This is a genomic window from Sphingobium sp. PNB, assembly GCF_019873065.1.
GTDB lineage: Bacteria > Pseudomonadota > Alphaproteobacteria > Sphingomonadales > Sphingomonadaceae > Sphingobium > Sphingobium fuliginis.
Genome location: NZ_JAINEZ010000015.1, coordinates 35,904 through 50,906 on the forward strand (window position 1 = coordinate 35,904; position 15,003 = coordinate 50,906).

At 66.8% G+C, this 15,003-nt stretch carries 17 protein-coding genes; 7 read left to right on the plus strand and 10 right to left on the minus strand.

The window, feature by feature from the left end; all coding sequences use genetic code 11:
• Positions 1-15: 15 nt before the first annotated feature.
• The 6 genes from K7W03_RS07645 to K7W03_RS07670 are packed head-to-tail and all read right to left on the minus strand — an operon-like array spanning position 16 to position 5,537.
• Positions 16-1,044 (minus strand): Gfo/Idh/MocA family protein, encoded by a 1,029-nt coding sequence (locus K7W03_RS07645; RefSeq protein WP_222885920.1) that lies wholly within the window; start codon positions 1,042-1,044, stop codon positions 16-18.
• Entirely contained in the window at positions 1,041-2,045 is a 1,005-nt protein-coding gene (locus tag K7W03_RS07650; RefSeq protein WP_222885921.1) for an MDR/zinc-dependent alcohol dehydrogenase-like family protein, read from the minus strand. The genes K7W03_RS07645 and K7W03_RS07650 overlap by 4 nt, the downstream gene beginning before the upstream one ends.
• On the minus strand, positions 2,042-3,157 hold the full coding sequence (locus K7W03_RS07655; protein ID WP_061938361.1) for an inositol-3-phosphate synthase: 1,116 nt from the start codon (positions 3,155-3,157) through the stop codon (positions 2,042-2,044). The genes K7W03_RS07650 and K7W03_RS07655 overlap by 4 nt, the downstream gene beginning before the upstream one ends.
• Positions 3,158-3,169: 12 nt before the next feature.
• On the minus strand, positions 3,170-4,093 hold the full coding sequence (locus tag K7W03_RS07660) for a glycosyl hydrolase (RefSeq protein ID WP_061938364.1): 924 nt from the start codon (positions 4,091-4,093) through the stop codon (positions 3,170-3,172).
• Positions 4,090-4,914 (minus strand): TIGR04290 family methyltransferase, encoded by an 825-nt coding sequence (locus K7W03_RS07665; RefSeq protein WP_025551715.1) that lies wholly within the window; start codon positions 4,912-4,914, stop codon positions 4,090-4,092. Before K7W03_RS07665 ends, K7W03_RS07660 begins: the two co-directional genes overlap by 4 nt.
• Positions 4,911-5,537 (minus strand): histidine phosphatase family protein, encoded by a 627-nt coding sequence (locus K7W03_RS07670; protein WP_222885922.1) that lies wholly within the window; start codon positions 5,535-5,537, stop codon positions 4,911-4,913. Before K7W03_RS07670 ends, K7W03_RS07665 begins: the two co-directional genes overlap by 4 nt.
• A 273-nt stretch (positions 5,538-5,810) precedes the next feature.
• On the opposite strand from K7W03_RS07670, the gene K7W03_RS07675 reads away from it, so the two are divergent.
• From K7W03_RS07675 to K7W03_RS07705, 7 genes are read left to right on the plus strand one after another with little or no spacing between them, the layout of a single operon-like run.
• Positions 5,811-6,923 carry an NAD-dependent epimerase/dehydratase family protein gene (locus K7W03_RS07675; protein ID WP_222885923.1) on the plus strand — a complete coding sequence of 371 codons (1,113 nt, stop codon included), beginning with the start codon at positions 5,811-5,813 and terminating at the stop codon, positions 6,921-6,923.
• Positions 6,920-7,993: an SDR family NAD(P)-dependent oxidoreductase gene (locus K7W03_RS07680; RefSeq protein WP_222885924.1), complete on the plus strand. Its 1,074-nt coding sequence runs from the start codon at positions 6,920-6,922 to the stop codon at positions 7,991-7,993. Before K7W03_RS07675 ends, K7W03_RS07680 begins: the two co-directional genes overlap by 4 nt.
• Complete coding sequence (locus tag K7W03_RS07685; RefSeq protein ID WP_222885925.1) at positions 7,990-9,072, plus strand: glycosyltransferase family 4 protein; 1,083 nt, start codon at positions 7,990-7,992, stop codon at positions 9,070-9,072. The genes K7W03_RS07680 and K7W03_RS07685 overlap by 4 nt, the downstream gene beginning before the upstream one ends.
• Positions 9,069-10,172, plus strand: coding sequence for a glycosyltransferase (locus K7W03_RS07690; protein WP_222885926.1), 1,104 nt, complete (start codon positions 9,069-9,071; stop codon positions 10,170-10,172). Before K7W03_RS07685 ends, K7W03_RS07690 begins: the two co-directional genes overlap by 4 nt.
• Entirely contained in the window at positions 10,169-11,275 is a 1,107-nt protein-coding gene (locus K7W03_RS07695; RefSeq protein WP_222885927.1) for a glycosyltransferase, read from the plus strand. The genes K7W03_RS07690 and K7W03_RS07695 overlap by 4 nt, the downstream gene beginning before the upstream one ends.
• On the plus strand, positions 11,272-12,348 hold the full coding sequence (locus K7W03_RS07700) for a glycosyltransferase (protein WP_222885928.1): 1,077 nt from the start codon (positions 11,272-11,274) through the stop codon (positions 12,346-12,348). Before K7W03_RS07695 ends, K7W03_RS07700 begins: the two co-directional genes overlap by 4 nt.
• Before the next feature lie 32 nt (positions 12,349-12,380).
• Complete coding sequence (locus K7W03_RS07705) at positions 12,381-13,424, plus strand: NAD-dependent epimerase/dehydratase family protein (RefSeq protein ID WP_226869859.1); 1,044 nt, start codon at positions 12,381-12,383, stop codon at positions 13,422-13,424.
• A 9-nt stretch (positions 13,425-13,433) separates the two neighbouring features.
• Here K7W03_RS07705 and K7W03_RS07710 read toward each other — a convergent pair whose 3' ends face one another.
• From K7W03_RS07710 to K7W03_RS07725, 4 genes are all read right to left on the minus strand, one after another.
• Entirely contained in the window at positions 13,434-13,811 is a 378-nt protein-coding gene (locus K7W03_RS07710) for a response regulator (protein ID WP_226869863.1), read from the minus strand.
• A gap of 8 nt (positions 13,812-13,819) precedes the next feature.
• The gene (locus tag K7W03_RS07715) at positions 13,820-14,041 is read right to left on the minus strand and encodes a hypothetical protein (protein ID WP_048578113.1); all 222 of its coding nucleotides are present in this window, start codon (positions 14,039-14,041) and stop codon (positions 13,820-13,822) included.
• 120 nt (positions 14,042-14,161) lie between these two features.
• On the minus strand, positions 14,162-14,353 hold the full coding sequence (locus tag K7W03_RS07720; protein ID WP_222885929.1) for a DUF3606 domain-containing protein: 192 nt from the start codon (positions 14,351-14,353) through the stop codon (positions 14,162-14,164).
• The gene (locus K7W03_RS07725; protein ID WP_226869866.1) at positions 14,350-14,829 is read right to left on the minus strand and encodes a DUF4142 domain-containing protein; all 480 of its coding nucleotides are present in this window, start codon (positions 14,827-14,829) and stop codon (positions 14,350-14,352) included. The genes K7W03_RS07720 and K7W03_RS07725 overlap by 4 nt, the downstream gene beginning before the upstream one ends.
• Positions 14,830-15,003 lie beyond the last annotated feature (174 nt).

Sequence of the window (15,003 nt, forward strand, 5' to 3'; positions counted from 1 at the left end):
GATGAAGTCCTTTCCTTATCCTGTCGCCGCGGCGTAGATGCCGTCCATGATGTCGGCCACATGCGCCAGTTCTTCGCATCCCGGATCGAAGCGAGGGGAGCGCGCCAGCTTTTCGGCCCATTCCGCCGCCATTCGGCCGCCCCATGGATCGCCGGGCTCCGACAGCGTTTCCCGCGCCGTGCCGCGGAACAGCTCTGCCCGGAAGTCGTAGAAGGAGCCGCCGATGTTGCGGAATGCGGCTCCCGCCCTGTCGCCGTAGAAATCGGCGGCGATCACCGCATCCTGCCCGGCGTGGAGGTTCCAGGAGCAGGCGATCCGGACCATGCGCCCGTCCGCCAGATGCAGCGTCGCCATGCCCAGATCCTCCACCTGCCGGCCGCGATCCTCCAGCGGGCGTCCTTTCGCGAAGAGGGCGGCCTCGATCCGATCCACCTCGGGGAAGTCGAGCACCCAGAGCGCCAGGTCGATCAGATGCACGCCAAGGTCCATCATGCAGCCGCCGCCCGACAGTGCGGGATCGTGGAACCACGGCTTGTCCGGGCCGTAGGCATTGTGGAAGATGAGGTCGACGGCATGGACATGGCCCAGTTGGCCGGCGCGGACATGCTCCCGCAGGGCGCGCATTCCTGCGGTGCCGCGATAGGACAGGTCGACGCCGAGCAGCCGGTCGGCCGCGCGGGCGGCGTCGATTACGGCCCGGACCTCCGCCCCGGTGCGGCCCAGCGGCTTCTGGCAGAAGACCGGCACGCCCCGCTCCAGCGCGCGGATCGACTGTTCTGCGTGGAGTGCGCTGGGGGTGGCGATGACCATGCCGTCGAGCGGCTGTTCCAGCAGCGCATCGAGCGACTCCAGCCGCACCGCGTCGGGAGCGAGCAGGGCGGCCTCCGCGCCGTTGCCGGGCAGGGCGTCGGCAATGGCGGCCGCCTCGATCCCGCCGGTCGCCAGCATGGCCTCCATCCGGTTGCGGCCGATCCAGCCCACGCCCAGAAAGCCGATGCGCGGGCGGGTGAGGAGGGTGGGTGCAGGGGCGATAGCGGCATTCATGGGACGATGATCGCCTTTACGAAACCGTCCGGCTTGTCGCGCGTGGCGTCCAGCGCCTCGCCCAGCCGGTCGAGAGGATAGCGGTGGGTGATGAGCGGCGCGGGATCGATGCGGCCGGAGGCGACGGCGGCCACCGCTTCCCTCATTCCCTCTGCATAGGCCGCGGGATCGCGCTCATGGGCGTTGATGACGTCGATGCCGCGCCAGTTCCACAGCCACATGTTCACCTGGCGCGGCCCGTCCTGATGATAGCCCGCGACGATCAGCTTGCCGCGCTCGGCGGTGAGTTCGCCCGCCAGGTCGAGCGGCCATTGCTTGCCCACCGCCTCTATCGTCCGTTCGCAGAAGCGTGCTTGGGTGAGCGCGCCGACCCGGTCGATGATCGCCTGATGATCGTCCATCGCGATCGTCTCCGCCGCGCCATGATCGCGGGCGAGGGCGAGCGAGGAGGGGCGCCGCGAAATGGCGATGACGCGGGCTCCCGCCTCCGTCACGAGCCGGGTGAGCAGCGCCCCCAGAAAGCCGATGCCGATGATCGCGATGGTCTGGCCGGGCTGGATGTCGGCGCGGCGGAAGATGTTGAACGCGCACCCCAGGGGCTCGCCGGGGAAGGGCAGCCCGTCCAGTTCGGACGGCAGCCGCACGATGGCGCTTTCGTCCGCGAGGTCATGGTCGGCATAGCTGGCATAGGAAAGCGCCGCCACGCGGTCCCCCACCGTTACGGAGGTCACGTCCTTCCCGATGGCATCGACAATGCCCCAGCCCTCATGGCCGAGCGCGCCCGGCTCCAGCGGGAAGCTTTGCCATTCCGGTCCCGCCCAGGGGGTGAGGTTGGAGGCGCAGACGCCGCATCCCTCCAGCCTGATGCGGACCTGACCGGGGCCGGGCCGCGGCATCGGAACCCGGTCGATCCGCACCGCGCCGGGGCCGGTGACAACCGCCGCGCGCATGGTCGCCGCCTTTTCGGCCGGTTCGCGCTCCGCCATCAGCAATGCGCTCATTCCGCCGCCAGCGCGATCGCGCCCTCCCCACGGATAAAGGCCTCCAGCGCTTCATGCGCCCGGTCATCCGTCATCTGCATCGGCGGATGCTTGCAGAAATAGGCGGCCGCCGGATGGATGGGGCCGCCCAGACCGCGATCCAGCGCGATCTTGGCGCAACGGATCATGTCGATGGCGACGCCCGCCGAATTGGGGCTGTCCTCCACCGACAGGCGCAGTTCCAGGTTCATCGGCACGCCGCCGAAGAGTTGGCCTTCCATGCGCAGGAAACAGACCTTGTTGTCATTCTGCCAGGCGACATAATCGGATGGGCCGATATGGATATTCTCATCCTCCAGCCGGGTTTCCGCGACCGACTGCACGGCTTCGGTCTTCGAAATCTTCTTCGACTTCAGCCGCGAACGGTTCGACATATTGAGGAAATCGGTATTGCCGCCGGTGTTGAGCTGGTAGGTGCGGTCCAGCTTCACGCCCCGCTTGGCGAACAGGTCGGTGAGAACCCGATGGACGATGGTCGCGCCCAGTTGCGCCTTGATGTCGTCCCCGATGATCGGCACGCCAGCCCGCTCGAACCGGTCCGCCCATGCGGGGTCGCTGGCGATGAAGACCGGAATGTTGTTGACGAAGGCGACGCCCGCCTCCAGCGCGCATTGCGCGTAGAATTCTGTCGCCTGCTGCGATCCCACCGGCAGATAGTTGAGCAGCACGTCCACCTTCGCCTCGCGCAGCCGTTCGACCACCTGCGCGCGGTCAGGTTCGGCGGCGTCGGCAGGCAGGAAGGTGCGATCGTCGGGATGGTCCGCCATATGATCGGCGCAGCCGTCGAGCAGGCGGCCCATCTCCACCTTCACTCCGCTGGGGCGGACGTCGCCGCAGAAGGTCTGGGTGCAATTGGGCCGGGCGAAGATCGCTTCGGCAATGTCGCGGCCGACCTTCCGCCGGTCGATGTCCCAGGCGGCCGCCAGTCGGATGTCGCAGGGGCGATAGCCGCCCAGTTCCCAATGCATCAGGCCGCTATGGTCGTTGCTCTCGGCGCGATAGTGGGACAGGCCCTGCACCAGCGAACTGGCGCAATTGCCGACGCCGACGATGCCGATGTTGATAGGTTGCATGATGCGTCTCCGTCAGGCGGTGCGGGCGACCGGCAGGGCGGCCGATGCCGGCGCGTAGCGGTCGATCATCCAGGCGCAGAAATCCGCGAAGGCCTGCGGATCGTGGACCGCGCTGCTATGATGGGGGGCGATGCCCAGATGTTCGGGCGTGAAGCAGAAGGTGACGGTGACGTCGAAATCGCTGAGCGCCTCCATCTGCCGGTCGAACCAGTCGACCGCATTGGGGCGGAAGCTGTCGGCCCAGCTCAGGCCGGTGCGCAACTGCCGGACGCCCAGCCGCTTCATCCAGTCGACGGCATCGTTCAGGCGCGGGTCCTCGAAATGGAACCATTGCATCAGCCCCATCTCGCCAGCGACCCTGGCATAGTCGTCCAGTGCGGGCTTGGGCGTGCCGTCGGCGCGGATCAGCCCCATGTAGAAATGGCGGTAATAGCTCGATCCTTCCGCTTCCCGATGGCGCGTGGTCGCGCCCCATTCCTGCGGCAGGTCGTAAAGGCTGTACCAATAGATGCGCGGCACCCGCCCGATCAGCAGTTCGGCGGTGCGGTTGAGGCCGAAGACCTGCACTTCCTCCGCGCCGAAGGAGCCGACGCCGACTTCCGTCACCCAGACCGGCTTGTCGGGCGCCACCGCCTCGATCTCCGCGATCCGGGCGGGCCAGTCATTGAGCGGCCAGAGGTTCCAGTCGAGCGGGAAGCCGTGCACCGCCACGACATCCACCGCGTCCAGCGCGCCATGGTCGCGCATCCGGTTCACCCAATGCGGATCGATGGGCGACATGCCGCCCAGCACGCGGGTCACGGCGGGATTGGCGTCGGCGATGGCGGCGCCCGCGCGGATCACCATGTCGGCATAGAGCGACCAGTCGGGGTCGACCTCCGGGTCCCAATGCGACTTGTTATTGGGTTCGTTCCAGATCATCGCGGCTTCGATCATGCGTCGGTTCCCTCCTCTGGCCCTTGGGCTGGATAGACGGCCGGCCTGCCCATCAGCTCCCCGAAGGGGATCGGGGCGGCGCGGCAAAGATAGACTTCCTCCTCCGGCTCGGCCTCTATGGTGAAGCCGGCGGCGCGCAGCAGCGCCTGCGCGCCGGCCTTGTTCGGGGCCCACCAGTTGGTCCAGTCATGCGCGAATTTCCGTTCGATGAAGTGCAGGCGCGGATAGGCCGGATTGTCGAAGAAGCCGGGCGGGCGGCTGGTGCCGGGGACGTGGAAGGGATGATCCTCCGGCACCAGCAGCACGTCGGACGAACCCTGCTGCATCGTCTGGAACAGCATCATGTCGCCCGCCACATGCTCGCGGATCAGGTCGAGCGCGAGCAGGGGGTGCCGCAGATGGTAGAGCACGCCCATGAAGATCACGAGGTCGAAGCGGCGACCGAGTTTTCCGACGTCATAGACGGACAGGTTGCGGAACTCGATGCCGTCATGGCCCAGCGCTTCGGCGGCGAAACGGGCCTGGGCCAGATACCGGTCGTCGGAATCGATGCCCAGGACTTCGGCTGCGCCCCGGCGTTTCATCTCGAGCGAATAGAAACCGGCGTTGCAGCCGATGTCGAGTACGGATTTTCCGGAAAGGTCTTCGGGAACGGCATCCGCAAAGCGCGCGAATTTGAAAGCCGGATAATCGCCAAGGAAATGATCCGGCGCGGTTTCCATGCCGCCGATGCGAAGATTGTGGAACCATGGGCCCAATTCTTCGATCTGGCGGCGCAATGCGTCGGTCTTGCGGTCTGCGGCGAGATTCACTGTCTTCATGCGGGTACCTCGTTCAATCGGGTCACGCTACCGCCGCCTGGTCCCAGCAGGATCGTGCTGATCGAACCGGGATCGACTTCGAACCTCAGCAGATTGTCGAGGCTGAGGCCGAGATAATGCGCGATCGTCCCGCGGATGATGTCGCAATGGGTGACGCAGAGGATGGTCGCGCCCGTTTTTTCCCGCGCGACTGTTTCCAGATGCCGGACGGTTCGGGCGACCGCGCCGCCCATCGTCTCTCCGCCCGGCGTCGCGCTGGTGGAGCGGTTGCGGTTCCAATCGCGCCAGCGCGGATCTTCCTCCAGTTCCGGAAAGGACTGTCCGTTCCAGGAACCGAAATCGACCTCGTCCAGATCGGGGACGATGGCGACCTCCAGCCCCAGGGACCGGGCAATGATGGAGGCGGTTTCCACCGTGCGCTGGCGCGGGCTGGCATGGACGGCGTCTATGTCGTGCAGGCCGCGCCATGCCGCGACGCCGGCTGCCTGCATGCGGCCCCGCGCAGTGAGGGGCGACGCGCCCGCCCGTCCGCTCAGCAGGCGGCCATATTCGCCATGCATCCCATGACGGATCAGGTGAAAGCAGGTGCGGGGCGGTTCGCGGGAGGAGGACAGCATCAACATAGATGCTGCTTAACAGGACTAAGAGAAGGAAAGTTCCATAGCCGTAATTCTCAAACATGTAAATGGAAACATCATGAATAACCTGTATTTTTGTCGTATAACATGAGTTATTTTCATGAGTTTATATTGAGTAGAGATTCAACGGTTTTCTGAAATATTTCCGGAACCTGACGGTAGAAGAAGATGTTCATGATCCCGTTGCCACGGTTGCGGGGAATATCACATCCTCGCGACCAATCCTTGGCAAATCATCATCAATGAAGGGGAGCGGCCGTGGAAAAGATTCTTGTCACGGGTGGCGCCGGTTTTATTGGCCGGACGGTTTGCCGGGAGTTGCTGGAGCGCGGCCATGCCGTTCGCGTGCTGGACAGCATGATCGAGCAGGTTCATGGAGACATCGAGCGGCCGGCCGATCTCGATCCGGAGGTTGAGCTGATCCGCGCCGATGTGCGCAACGGCCATGCGGTGGATCGCGCCTTGCAAGGCGTCGACGCCGTCATCCACCTCGCCGCGGAAGTCGGCGTGGGCCAGTCCATGTATGAAGTGGAGCGCTATACCTCCGTCAACGACGTCGGCACCGCCGTCCTCTTCGAACGACTGATCGACCGTCCGGTGCGGCGTGTGGTGACGGCCTCCTCGATGAGCATCTATGGCGAGGGGCTGTACCGCGACGAGGACGGCCGGATCGTCGAGGACGCGGAGCGCGGGTCGATCCGCGACAATCAGAAGGTCTGGGACCCGGTCGACCGACAGGGCCGCCCGCTCACCCCCATCGCCACGCCGGAATGGAAGCAGCCCAATCTCGCCTCCATCTACGCGCTCAACAAATATGTGCAGGAACGCACGACCCATATCATGACCGCGCCCTATGGCATGGAGGGCGTCTGTCTGCGCCTGTTCAACGTCTATGGGCCGGGGCAGGCGCTGTCCAATCCCTATACCGGCGTGCTGGCGATCTTCGCGTCGCGCCTGCTGAACGGGCAGAAGCCGATGATCTTCGAGGATGGCGGGCAGCGGCGCGACTTCGTGCATGTCGGCGACGTGGCGCGCGCCTTTGCCGATGCGCTGGAACTGCCGCAGGCGGCGGGCGGCACCTTCAACATCGGCTCCGGGCAGGACCGCTCCGTCACGGAGGTGGCGCAATCGCTTGCGCTGGCGATGGGCCGGAACGAGGGGGAACCGGAAATCGTCGGCAAGGCGCGCACCGGCGACATCCGCCATTGCTTCTGCGACACCGGCAAGGCGGAAGAGGTGCTGGGCTTCAGGGCGCGGCAGGACTTCCAGCAGGGCCTCGCCGTGCTGGCCGAATGGGTGGCGCGGCAGACCGCCGACGACCGCGTCAATCAGGCGCGGGCGGAGCTGGAAGCGCGGGGGCTGGTCGCGTGAAGCGCGCCGACGGAAGGCCCGTGCTGGTCACGGGCGGCGCCGGTTTCATCGGCTGCAACATCGCCGACCGGCTGGCGGGGGAGGGCGAGCAGGTCGTCGTCTATGACTCGCTGGCCCGGCCCGGCGTCGAGCGCAACCTTGCCTGGCTGGAGCAGCGCCACGGCGCCGCGATCACGCCGGTCATCGCCGATGTGCGGGACGATGCGGCGGTGGACCGGGCGGTCGCCGGCGCAAAGGCGGTCTTCCACATGGCCGCGCAGGTCGCCGTCACCACCAGCTTCACCGATCCGCGCGCCGATTTCGAGGTGAACGCGCTCGGCACGCTCAACGTGCTGGAGGCTGCGCGCCGCCGCGCCACGCCGCCGCCGGTGATCTTCGCCTCCACCAACAAGGTCTATGGCGGGCTGGAGGACCTGGACTTCCCGTTGATCGACGGCGCCTATCAGCCGGCCTCGGAGCATCTGCGCGCCAACGGCATCGACGAAAGCCGCCCGCTCGATTTCCATACGCCCTATGGCTGCTCCAAGGGGGCGGCGGACCAATATGTGCTGGACTATGCCCGCAGCTTCGATCTGCCCGCCGCAGTGCTGCGCATGAGCTGCATCTACGGCCAGAGGCAGATGGGGACGGAGGATCAGGGCTGGGTCGCGCATTTCCTGATCAGCGCCCTGGAAGGGCAGCCGATCACCCTTTATGGCGACGGCCATCAGGTGCGCGACATATTGGACGTGCAGGATGCGGTGGACGCTTATCTGGCGGTCTGGCGGCAGATCGGACGGGTGGGCGGCCGCGCCTTCAACCTGGGCGGCGGGCCGGACAATGCCGTCAGCCTGCGGCAGATCCTGGCCTTCATCGGCGTCCATCTGGGCAAGTCCATCGTGCCCGACTTCGCGCCCTGGCGGGCGGGCGACCAGCGCTATTTCGTCGCGGACACCGGCGCGGCGCGCACGGCGCTGAACCTGAAGGCGCGCAAGCCCTGGCGGCAGGGCGTCGCCGACCTGGCCCGCTGGCTGGCGGAGGAACGGGCGGAGCGCGCCGGGCCCAGGCTGATGACCGCGAGCGCGCTGTGAGGGGCGGCGAGCATCTGCTGCTGTCCGCCGACGCGGTGGGCGGCGTCTGGCAATATTCGACCGACCTCATCCGCGCGCTCCAGCCCCATGGCTATGAGGTGACGCTGGCCGTCATGGGGCCTGCGCTGAGCGAGGCGCAGCGGGCGGAGGCGGCGGCCATAGCCAATTGCCATCTGGTGGAAACCGGCCTCGAACTCGAATGGCTGGCGGCGGAAGCGGCGCCCATCGTGCAGGCCGAGGCGCGGCTGGCGGAAATGGCGGGCGACCTTCGCGCCGACGCAGTGCAACTGCATACGCCGGCGCTGGCCAGTGCCGGCCGTTATCCCTGCCCGGTGATCGCGCTGCTGCACAGTTGCGTCGCGACCTGGTGGGAAGCGGTGCGCGGCGGTCCCATGCCGGAGGATTTCAACTGGCGCACCGCGCTGGTCGCGGCCGGCCTTCGGCAGGCGAGCCGCATCGTCGCGCCCAGCATGGCCTTTGCGCGGGCGGCGCGCCGCCACTATGGCGTGCTCCCCATGGCGGTCCATAATGGCCGGTCCTTCCCGGTGAAGCCGCAGGCGATGCAGGACCATGTGTTCACCGCCGGCCGCCTCTGGGACGAGGGCAAGAATGTCCGGGTGCTGGATGAGGCGGCCGCCCGCATCGCTGTGCCGTTCAGGGCCGCCGGGCCGCTTGAGGGGCCGCAGGGCGGGGCGATCGGTCTGCATTCGCTGGTGCCGCTCGGCCCGCTCGACAGCATGGCGCTGGCCCGGCATCTGGCCAGCCGGCCGGTCTTCGTCTCGGCGGCGCTTTACGAACCCTTCGGCCTGGCGGTGCTGGAGGCGGCGCTGGCGGGTTGCGCGCTGGTGCTGTCCGACATTCCGACTTTCCGGGAGCTATGGGATGGCGCCGCCATCTTCGTCGATCCTCGCGACGCGCGGGGCTTCACCTTGGCGATAGAGGCATTGCTGGGCGACGGCGCCGCTCGCGGGGAAATGGGCCAGCGCGCCCAAGCACGGGCGGGCGCCTATACCCCCGCCGCCACGGCCGCGCACATGGCCGCCCATTATCGCGCCGTCCAGCGGAAGGTCGCCGCATGAAGATCCTCTATTTCACCCATTCGCTGCTGTCCTGTTGGAACCATGGCAATGCCCATTTCCTGCGCGGCGTGCTGCGCGAACTCGCGGCCATGGGCCACGACGTGCTGGCGCTGGAGCCCGAGGGCAATTGGAGCCTCGCCAACCTCCTGGCCGACCATGGGGAGGAGGGGCTCGCCGCCTATCGTCAGGCCTATCCCGAACTCCGTGCCCAGGGTTATGGCATGAAGGACGATCTGGTGGCCCTGCTCGACGGCGCGGACCTCGTCATCGTCCATGAATGGAACGAGCCTTCGCTGGTCGGGGCGCTCGGCCTGATCCGGGCGGGGCGGAGCGATTTCACCCTGCTGTTCCACGACACCCATCATCGCGCCGTGTCCGATCCCGACGCGATCCGGGCGTTCGACCTGTCGGGCTATGACGGCGTGTTGGCGTTCGGCGAGGCCCTGTCGGAGGTCTATCGAAGCTGGGGCTGGGGCGAGCGCGTCTGGACCTGGCATGAAGCCGCCGACACAAGGCATTTCCGTCCCCTGCCCGGTGAGAAAAGCGGCCTCGTCTGGATCGGCAACTGGGGCGATGGGGAGCGTACCGCCGAGCTGGAGGATTACCTCTTCTGCCCCGCGCGGCAGGCGAAGCTTCCGCTCGACATCTATGGCGTGCGCTATCCTCAGGAGGCGCTGGCGACGCTGGAACGCTATGGCGTCGCCTATCATGGCTGGGCGCCCAATGCCGCCGCGCCGGCTATCTTCGCCCGCCACCTTGCCACCGTCCATGTGCCGCGCCGCTATTATACGCAGCTTCTGCCCGGCATTCCGACGATCCGAGTGTTCGAGGCGCTGGCCTGCGGCATTCCGTTGCTGTCCGCCCCTTGGGACGACAGCGAAGGGTTGTTCCGGCCCGGCGAGGATTTCCTCTTCGCCCGGACCGGCGACGAAATGAAGGGCCATATGCGCGCCATCAGCGAGGATGCGGACCTTCGCGCCAGCCTCGTCCGCAACGGATTGGAGACGATCCGCAGCCGCCATAGCTGCGCCCATCGCGCGCAGCAGCTGATGGACATCACGGCGTCGCTCGACGCGCAGCCGATCAGGAGCGTTGCATGAAGATCGCCTTTTACGGCTCCAGCCTGCTTTCCTCCTACTGGAACGGCGCGGCCACCTATTATCGCGGGATATTGGAGCAGCTTGCGCGGCATGGCCATCGCATCGCATTCTATGAACCGGATGCCTTCGACCGGCAGCAGCACCGTGACATCGACCCGCCCGACTGGGCGCGCGTGGTGGTCTATCCGGCCACGCCGGACGCGCTGAAGGGCGTGATGGACGAGGCCGCCGATGCCGATGTCGTCGTGAAGGCCAGCGGCGTCGGCGTGTTCGACGACGAGCTGCTGGACGGCGTCATGCGCCGCGCCGGGCCCCATGCGCTGCGCATCTTCTGGGATGTGGACGCCGCCGCGACGCTGGACGAGATGCGCGCCGATCCGGATCATGCCGTGCGCCGCGCCTTGCCCGGACTCGACATGGTGCTGACCTATGGCGGCGGCGATCCGGTGGTGAACGCCTATCGCGGCTTCGGCGCGGTGGAGTGCGTTCCCGTCTACAATGCGCTCGATCCGCAGAGCCACCATCCCGTGCCGCCCGATCCGCGCTTCACCGCCGATCTCGCCTTCCTTGGCAACCGCCTGCCCGACCGGGAGGCGCGGGTGGAGGAATTCTTCCTGAAACCCGCCGCCCTGTCGCCCGGCCGCCAGTTCCTGATCGGCGGCAATGGCTGGGACAGCAAGGCGATGCCCGGCAATGTCCGCCATCGCGGTCATGTCTACACCGCCGAGCACAACGCCTTCAATTGCAGCCCGCTGGCCGTGCTGAACGTCGCCCGCGACAGCATGGCGCATATCGGCTTTTCCCCCGCGACCCGCGTGTTCGAAGCGGCGGGGGCAGGGGCCTGCCTGATCACCGATGCGTGGGAGGGGATAGAGATGTTCCTGACCCCGGACGAGGAGGTGCTGGTCGCCCGCGACGGGCAGGATGTGGCGGATCATCTGGCGGCGCTGACGCCGGATCGGGCGCGGGCGATCGGACAGGCGGCGCTTGCCCGTGTCCGGGCCGAACACAGCTATGAACTACGCGGGCGCCAGGTCGACGAAATCCTGCGCGACCGGTCGGGGCGGCGCGCCGCCAGGCACCATCAGATGGAGGGAGCATGAAACTCGTCGTCCTCGGACTCAGCCTGTCTTCATCCTGGGGCAATGGTCATGCCACGACCTTCCGCGCCCTGCTCTCCGCCTTCGCCGGGCGCGGGCATGAGATACTCTTCCTGGAGCGGGACGTGCCCTGGTATGCCAGCCAGCGCGACCTCATCGATCCCGCTTTCTGCCGGCTGGAATTCTACGACAGCGTGGAAGCGCTGGAAGATTGGCGGCAGGAGATCGAGACGGCGGACGCGGTCATGGTCGGCTCCTATGTGCCCGACGGCATCGCGGTCGGCCATTATGTGCAGCGCACGGCGCGCGGGGTCACCGCCTTCTACGACATCGATACGCCCGTCACGCTGGCGGCGCTGCGCGAAGGGCGGTGCGACTATCTGTCGGCGGAGCTGATCGCGGGCTATGACTGCTATTGCTCCTTCACCGGCGGCCCGACGCTCGACCTGCTGGAGCGGCATTATCGTTCCCCCATGGCGCGGGCGCTCTATTGCTCGGTGGATGCGTCGGCCTATCGGCCGATGGACGTGCCGAAGAAATGGGATCTCTCCTATCTCGGCACCTACAGCCCGGATCGCCAGCCCACCTTGGAGAAGCTGCTGATCGAACCGGCGCGGCTGCTGCCCGACAGGCGTTTCGTCGTCGCCGGGCCGCAATATCCGGACGACATGGATTGGCCCGCCAATGTCGAGCGGATCGAGCATCTCGCCCCGCGCGACCACGCCGCTTTCTATTCCGCCTCGCGCTACACGCTGAACGTCACGCGCGCCGACATGATCGAGGCGGGCTGGTCCCCTTCCGTCCGGCTGTTCGAGGCGGCGGCCTGCGGCACGCCCATCATCTCCGATGTCTGGCCGGGGCTCAATGAACTGCTGGAGCCCAATCGCGAAATCATCTTCGCCTGGAATCCGGAGCAGGTGATCGTCGCCCTCCATGAGGATCGCGCCGATGTGGGCGAGGCCGCACGCCGCCGCATCCTGGACCGGCATATATCGGGCCGCCGCGCCGCCGAGCTGGAAAACTGGCTGCAAGAGGCCGCCCGGATGCGCACGCGGGACATGGCGGCGGCCGAATGAAGAACGACAGGACAGAAAAGGACGGAGGGTCGATGAACGGAAAGCGTGAAACAGCCCTGGTGGCCGGAGGAGCCGGCTTCATCGGGTCGCATCTGTGCCGGGCGCTGCTGGATCGGGGGCATGAGGTGATCTGCCTCGACAACCTCCAGACCTCGCGGGAGGTCAACCTGCGGATGCTGGAGGGGCATCGCGCCTTCACCTTCGTGCGCGGCGACATCGTCGATCCCCTGCCCGATGCGGTCACGCGCCGGCGCGACATCAGCCGCATCTACAATCTCGCCTGCGCGGCTTCGCCGCCGCAATATCAGGCCGATCCCGAACATACGATGCTGACCAGCGTGGTCGGAACCGATCGCCTGCTGCGGCTGGCGGAGCAGGTCGGCGCGCGCTTCCTGCTCACCTCCACCAGCGAGGTCTATGGCGATCCGGAGGCGCATCCCCAGCGCGAGGATTATCGCGGCTGGGTGAACTGCACCGGCCCCCGCGCCTGCTATGACGAGGGGAAGCGCGCGGCGGAGGCCATGGCCTTCGACTTCGCCCGGCTGGGCCGCGCCGATGTGCGGGTGGCGCGGATCTTCAACACCTATGGCCCGAATATGCATCCCGACGATGGCCGGGTGATCTCCAACCTCGTCTGCCAGGCTTTGTCGGGCGATGCCATCACCATCTATGGCGACGGATCGCAGACGCGCAGCTTCTGCTTCGTGTCGGACATGGTGGACGGGCTGATCCGGTTGATGGAGGCGCCCTTGTCCGACATGGCGCCGGTCAACCTAGGGAATCCTGAGGAATATACCATCCTGCAACTGCTGGATCAGGTCGTGGCCGCCACCGGCACGCAGTCCCAGGTCGTGTTCCAGCCGCTGCCGGTCGACGATCCGCGCCGGCGCAGGCCGGACATCCGCAGGGCGCGCCAGTTGCTCGGCTGGGAACCGCACGTTCCCTTGAGCGAGGGGCTGGCGATCACCTGCGCCTTTTTCGAGAAGGAGCTTTACGATCGCATGCCGGGCTTTGCCTGCAGTCCTGCGTTGAGCGGCGCCTCCTTCGTGGGGGGCGCGGGCATCGCGGCCGAATGAGTGCGGGCGTCAGGCGCTGCCCTGGCGGCGCCTGGCGAGCGAGGCGACGATCTCCCTGGGGGCGACCGGCTTTTGCAGCCGCAATGTATCGCCGAGATCGGGCGGTATGATCTCCTCGTCATAGCCGGTCAGGAACAGGAACGGCACGCCCCGTTCCTTCAGCAACCGGGCAAGGTCGAAGGAGGGACCGTTTCCCAGGTTGATGTCCAGCACGGCGGCGGTGGGGCGTTCCTGGCGGATCGCCGCCATCGCCTTCTCCTCGGTCGGGAAAGGCCCCATGATCCCGGCTCCCGCGCCTCGCAGCGCTTCCGCCGTATCGAAGGCGAGATAATAGTCGTCCTCGACGATCAACACCGTCTGTGCCGCAAGGTCGGTCTGGCCCATCATGCCGGGACTCAGCCTCCGTTCGCTTCGGCCGGGCTGGCCATGTGCGATCCGTCGGCGCCCGTTTCGGCAGTGCTGAAGAAGCCGCCCGCCAGAAGGATGGCGAAGGCGATCACGACCAGTATCAGGCTGATGCCCAGAACATAGCGGGTGACGTGGGTGGAAGCGCCGCTTCGCGCCTCCTGCCGTGAGACATGGGTGACGATGCGGCCGTCTTCCTCTTCCTTGTGCATCGAAAACTCTCCTTTCGTTGAGGAGAGAACAGGCGCGCGAACGGGCTGGTTCCCGGAAAGGCGCGGCCCTGGTCGATCTTTTATCCGGGTGCAACAAGGGTCTGGCCGCCACGCCCGCCGTCAGCGGCTGTGGTGGAGGAACTCCGCTATGGCGCTGACATTATGGCCGACCTGCTCGACCGCCTGCTCCAGCCGGGCACGCGATGTGCTGAAACGCTGCTGCCAGTAGCGCGCATCGCTTTCCCGATCCAGCGAGACATGCTTCAGGTCCGGGGGAGCGGCAGGGGCGGCGAGGCTATGGACGTCCGTCATCGGCCTGCGTTCAGAAGGTCGAGATGATGTTTCACCACAGGCACGATCTTCGTCGCCGCGTCCTTGAGCGACCGGTCGGAACCGTGGGCGGCATAATCCTGATGCAGTTGCAGCGCCTGGCTGTGAGCCGCCTTCTGCTGCTGCCAGTAGAGGGTGTCGCGGGCAGCGCCCCTCGCCTGCTTCAGCGCCCTGACCTTAGCCTGCTGATCGGGCGTCAGACTGGGCGGCGGCGCCTTGACGCCCGATGCCGCAGCCGCGCTTTTCAGCATGGCGGTGCTCTTGCCGTGATCCCCCACCATCATGGTGGCGAAGCTCTTGACCCTGGCATCCCTGGTCGTTTCCAGCACGATCTTGCTGGATGTCTGTTCGTACAGGTCGCCCGCGCCCGCTTTCCCCAGATAGGCGGTGGGGGATTCCGCCGCGGCGGCGGGCATCGCCACGGCGATCAGCGGCATCAGCAAGAGCATTTTGGACATGGTCGTTCCTCCTGCAAAGCCAGCGGTTTTCGGGGTTAGGAGGTTCCACGGCCCCACGCCCGCGCGATAACCTGCATTAGGCTGTGTGGGGATTCAGCCCATGGCGGGCTGTAAATGGCGGCTTTCTGCGCTTCCAGTGCTCACGTACTTTGAGTACGCTGCGCGCTGGTTCTC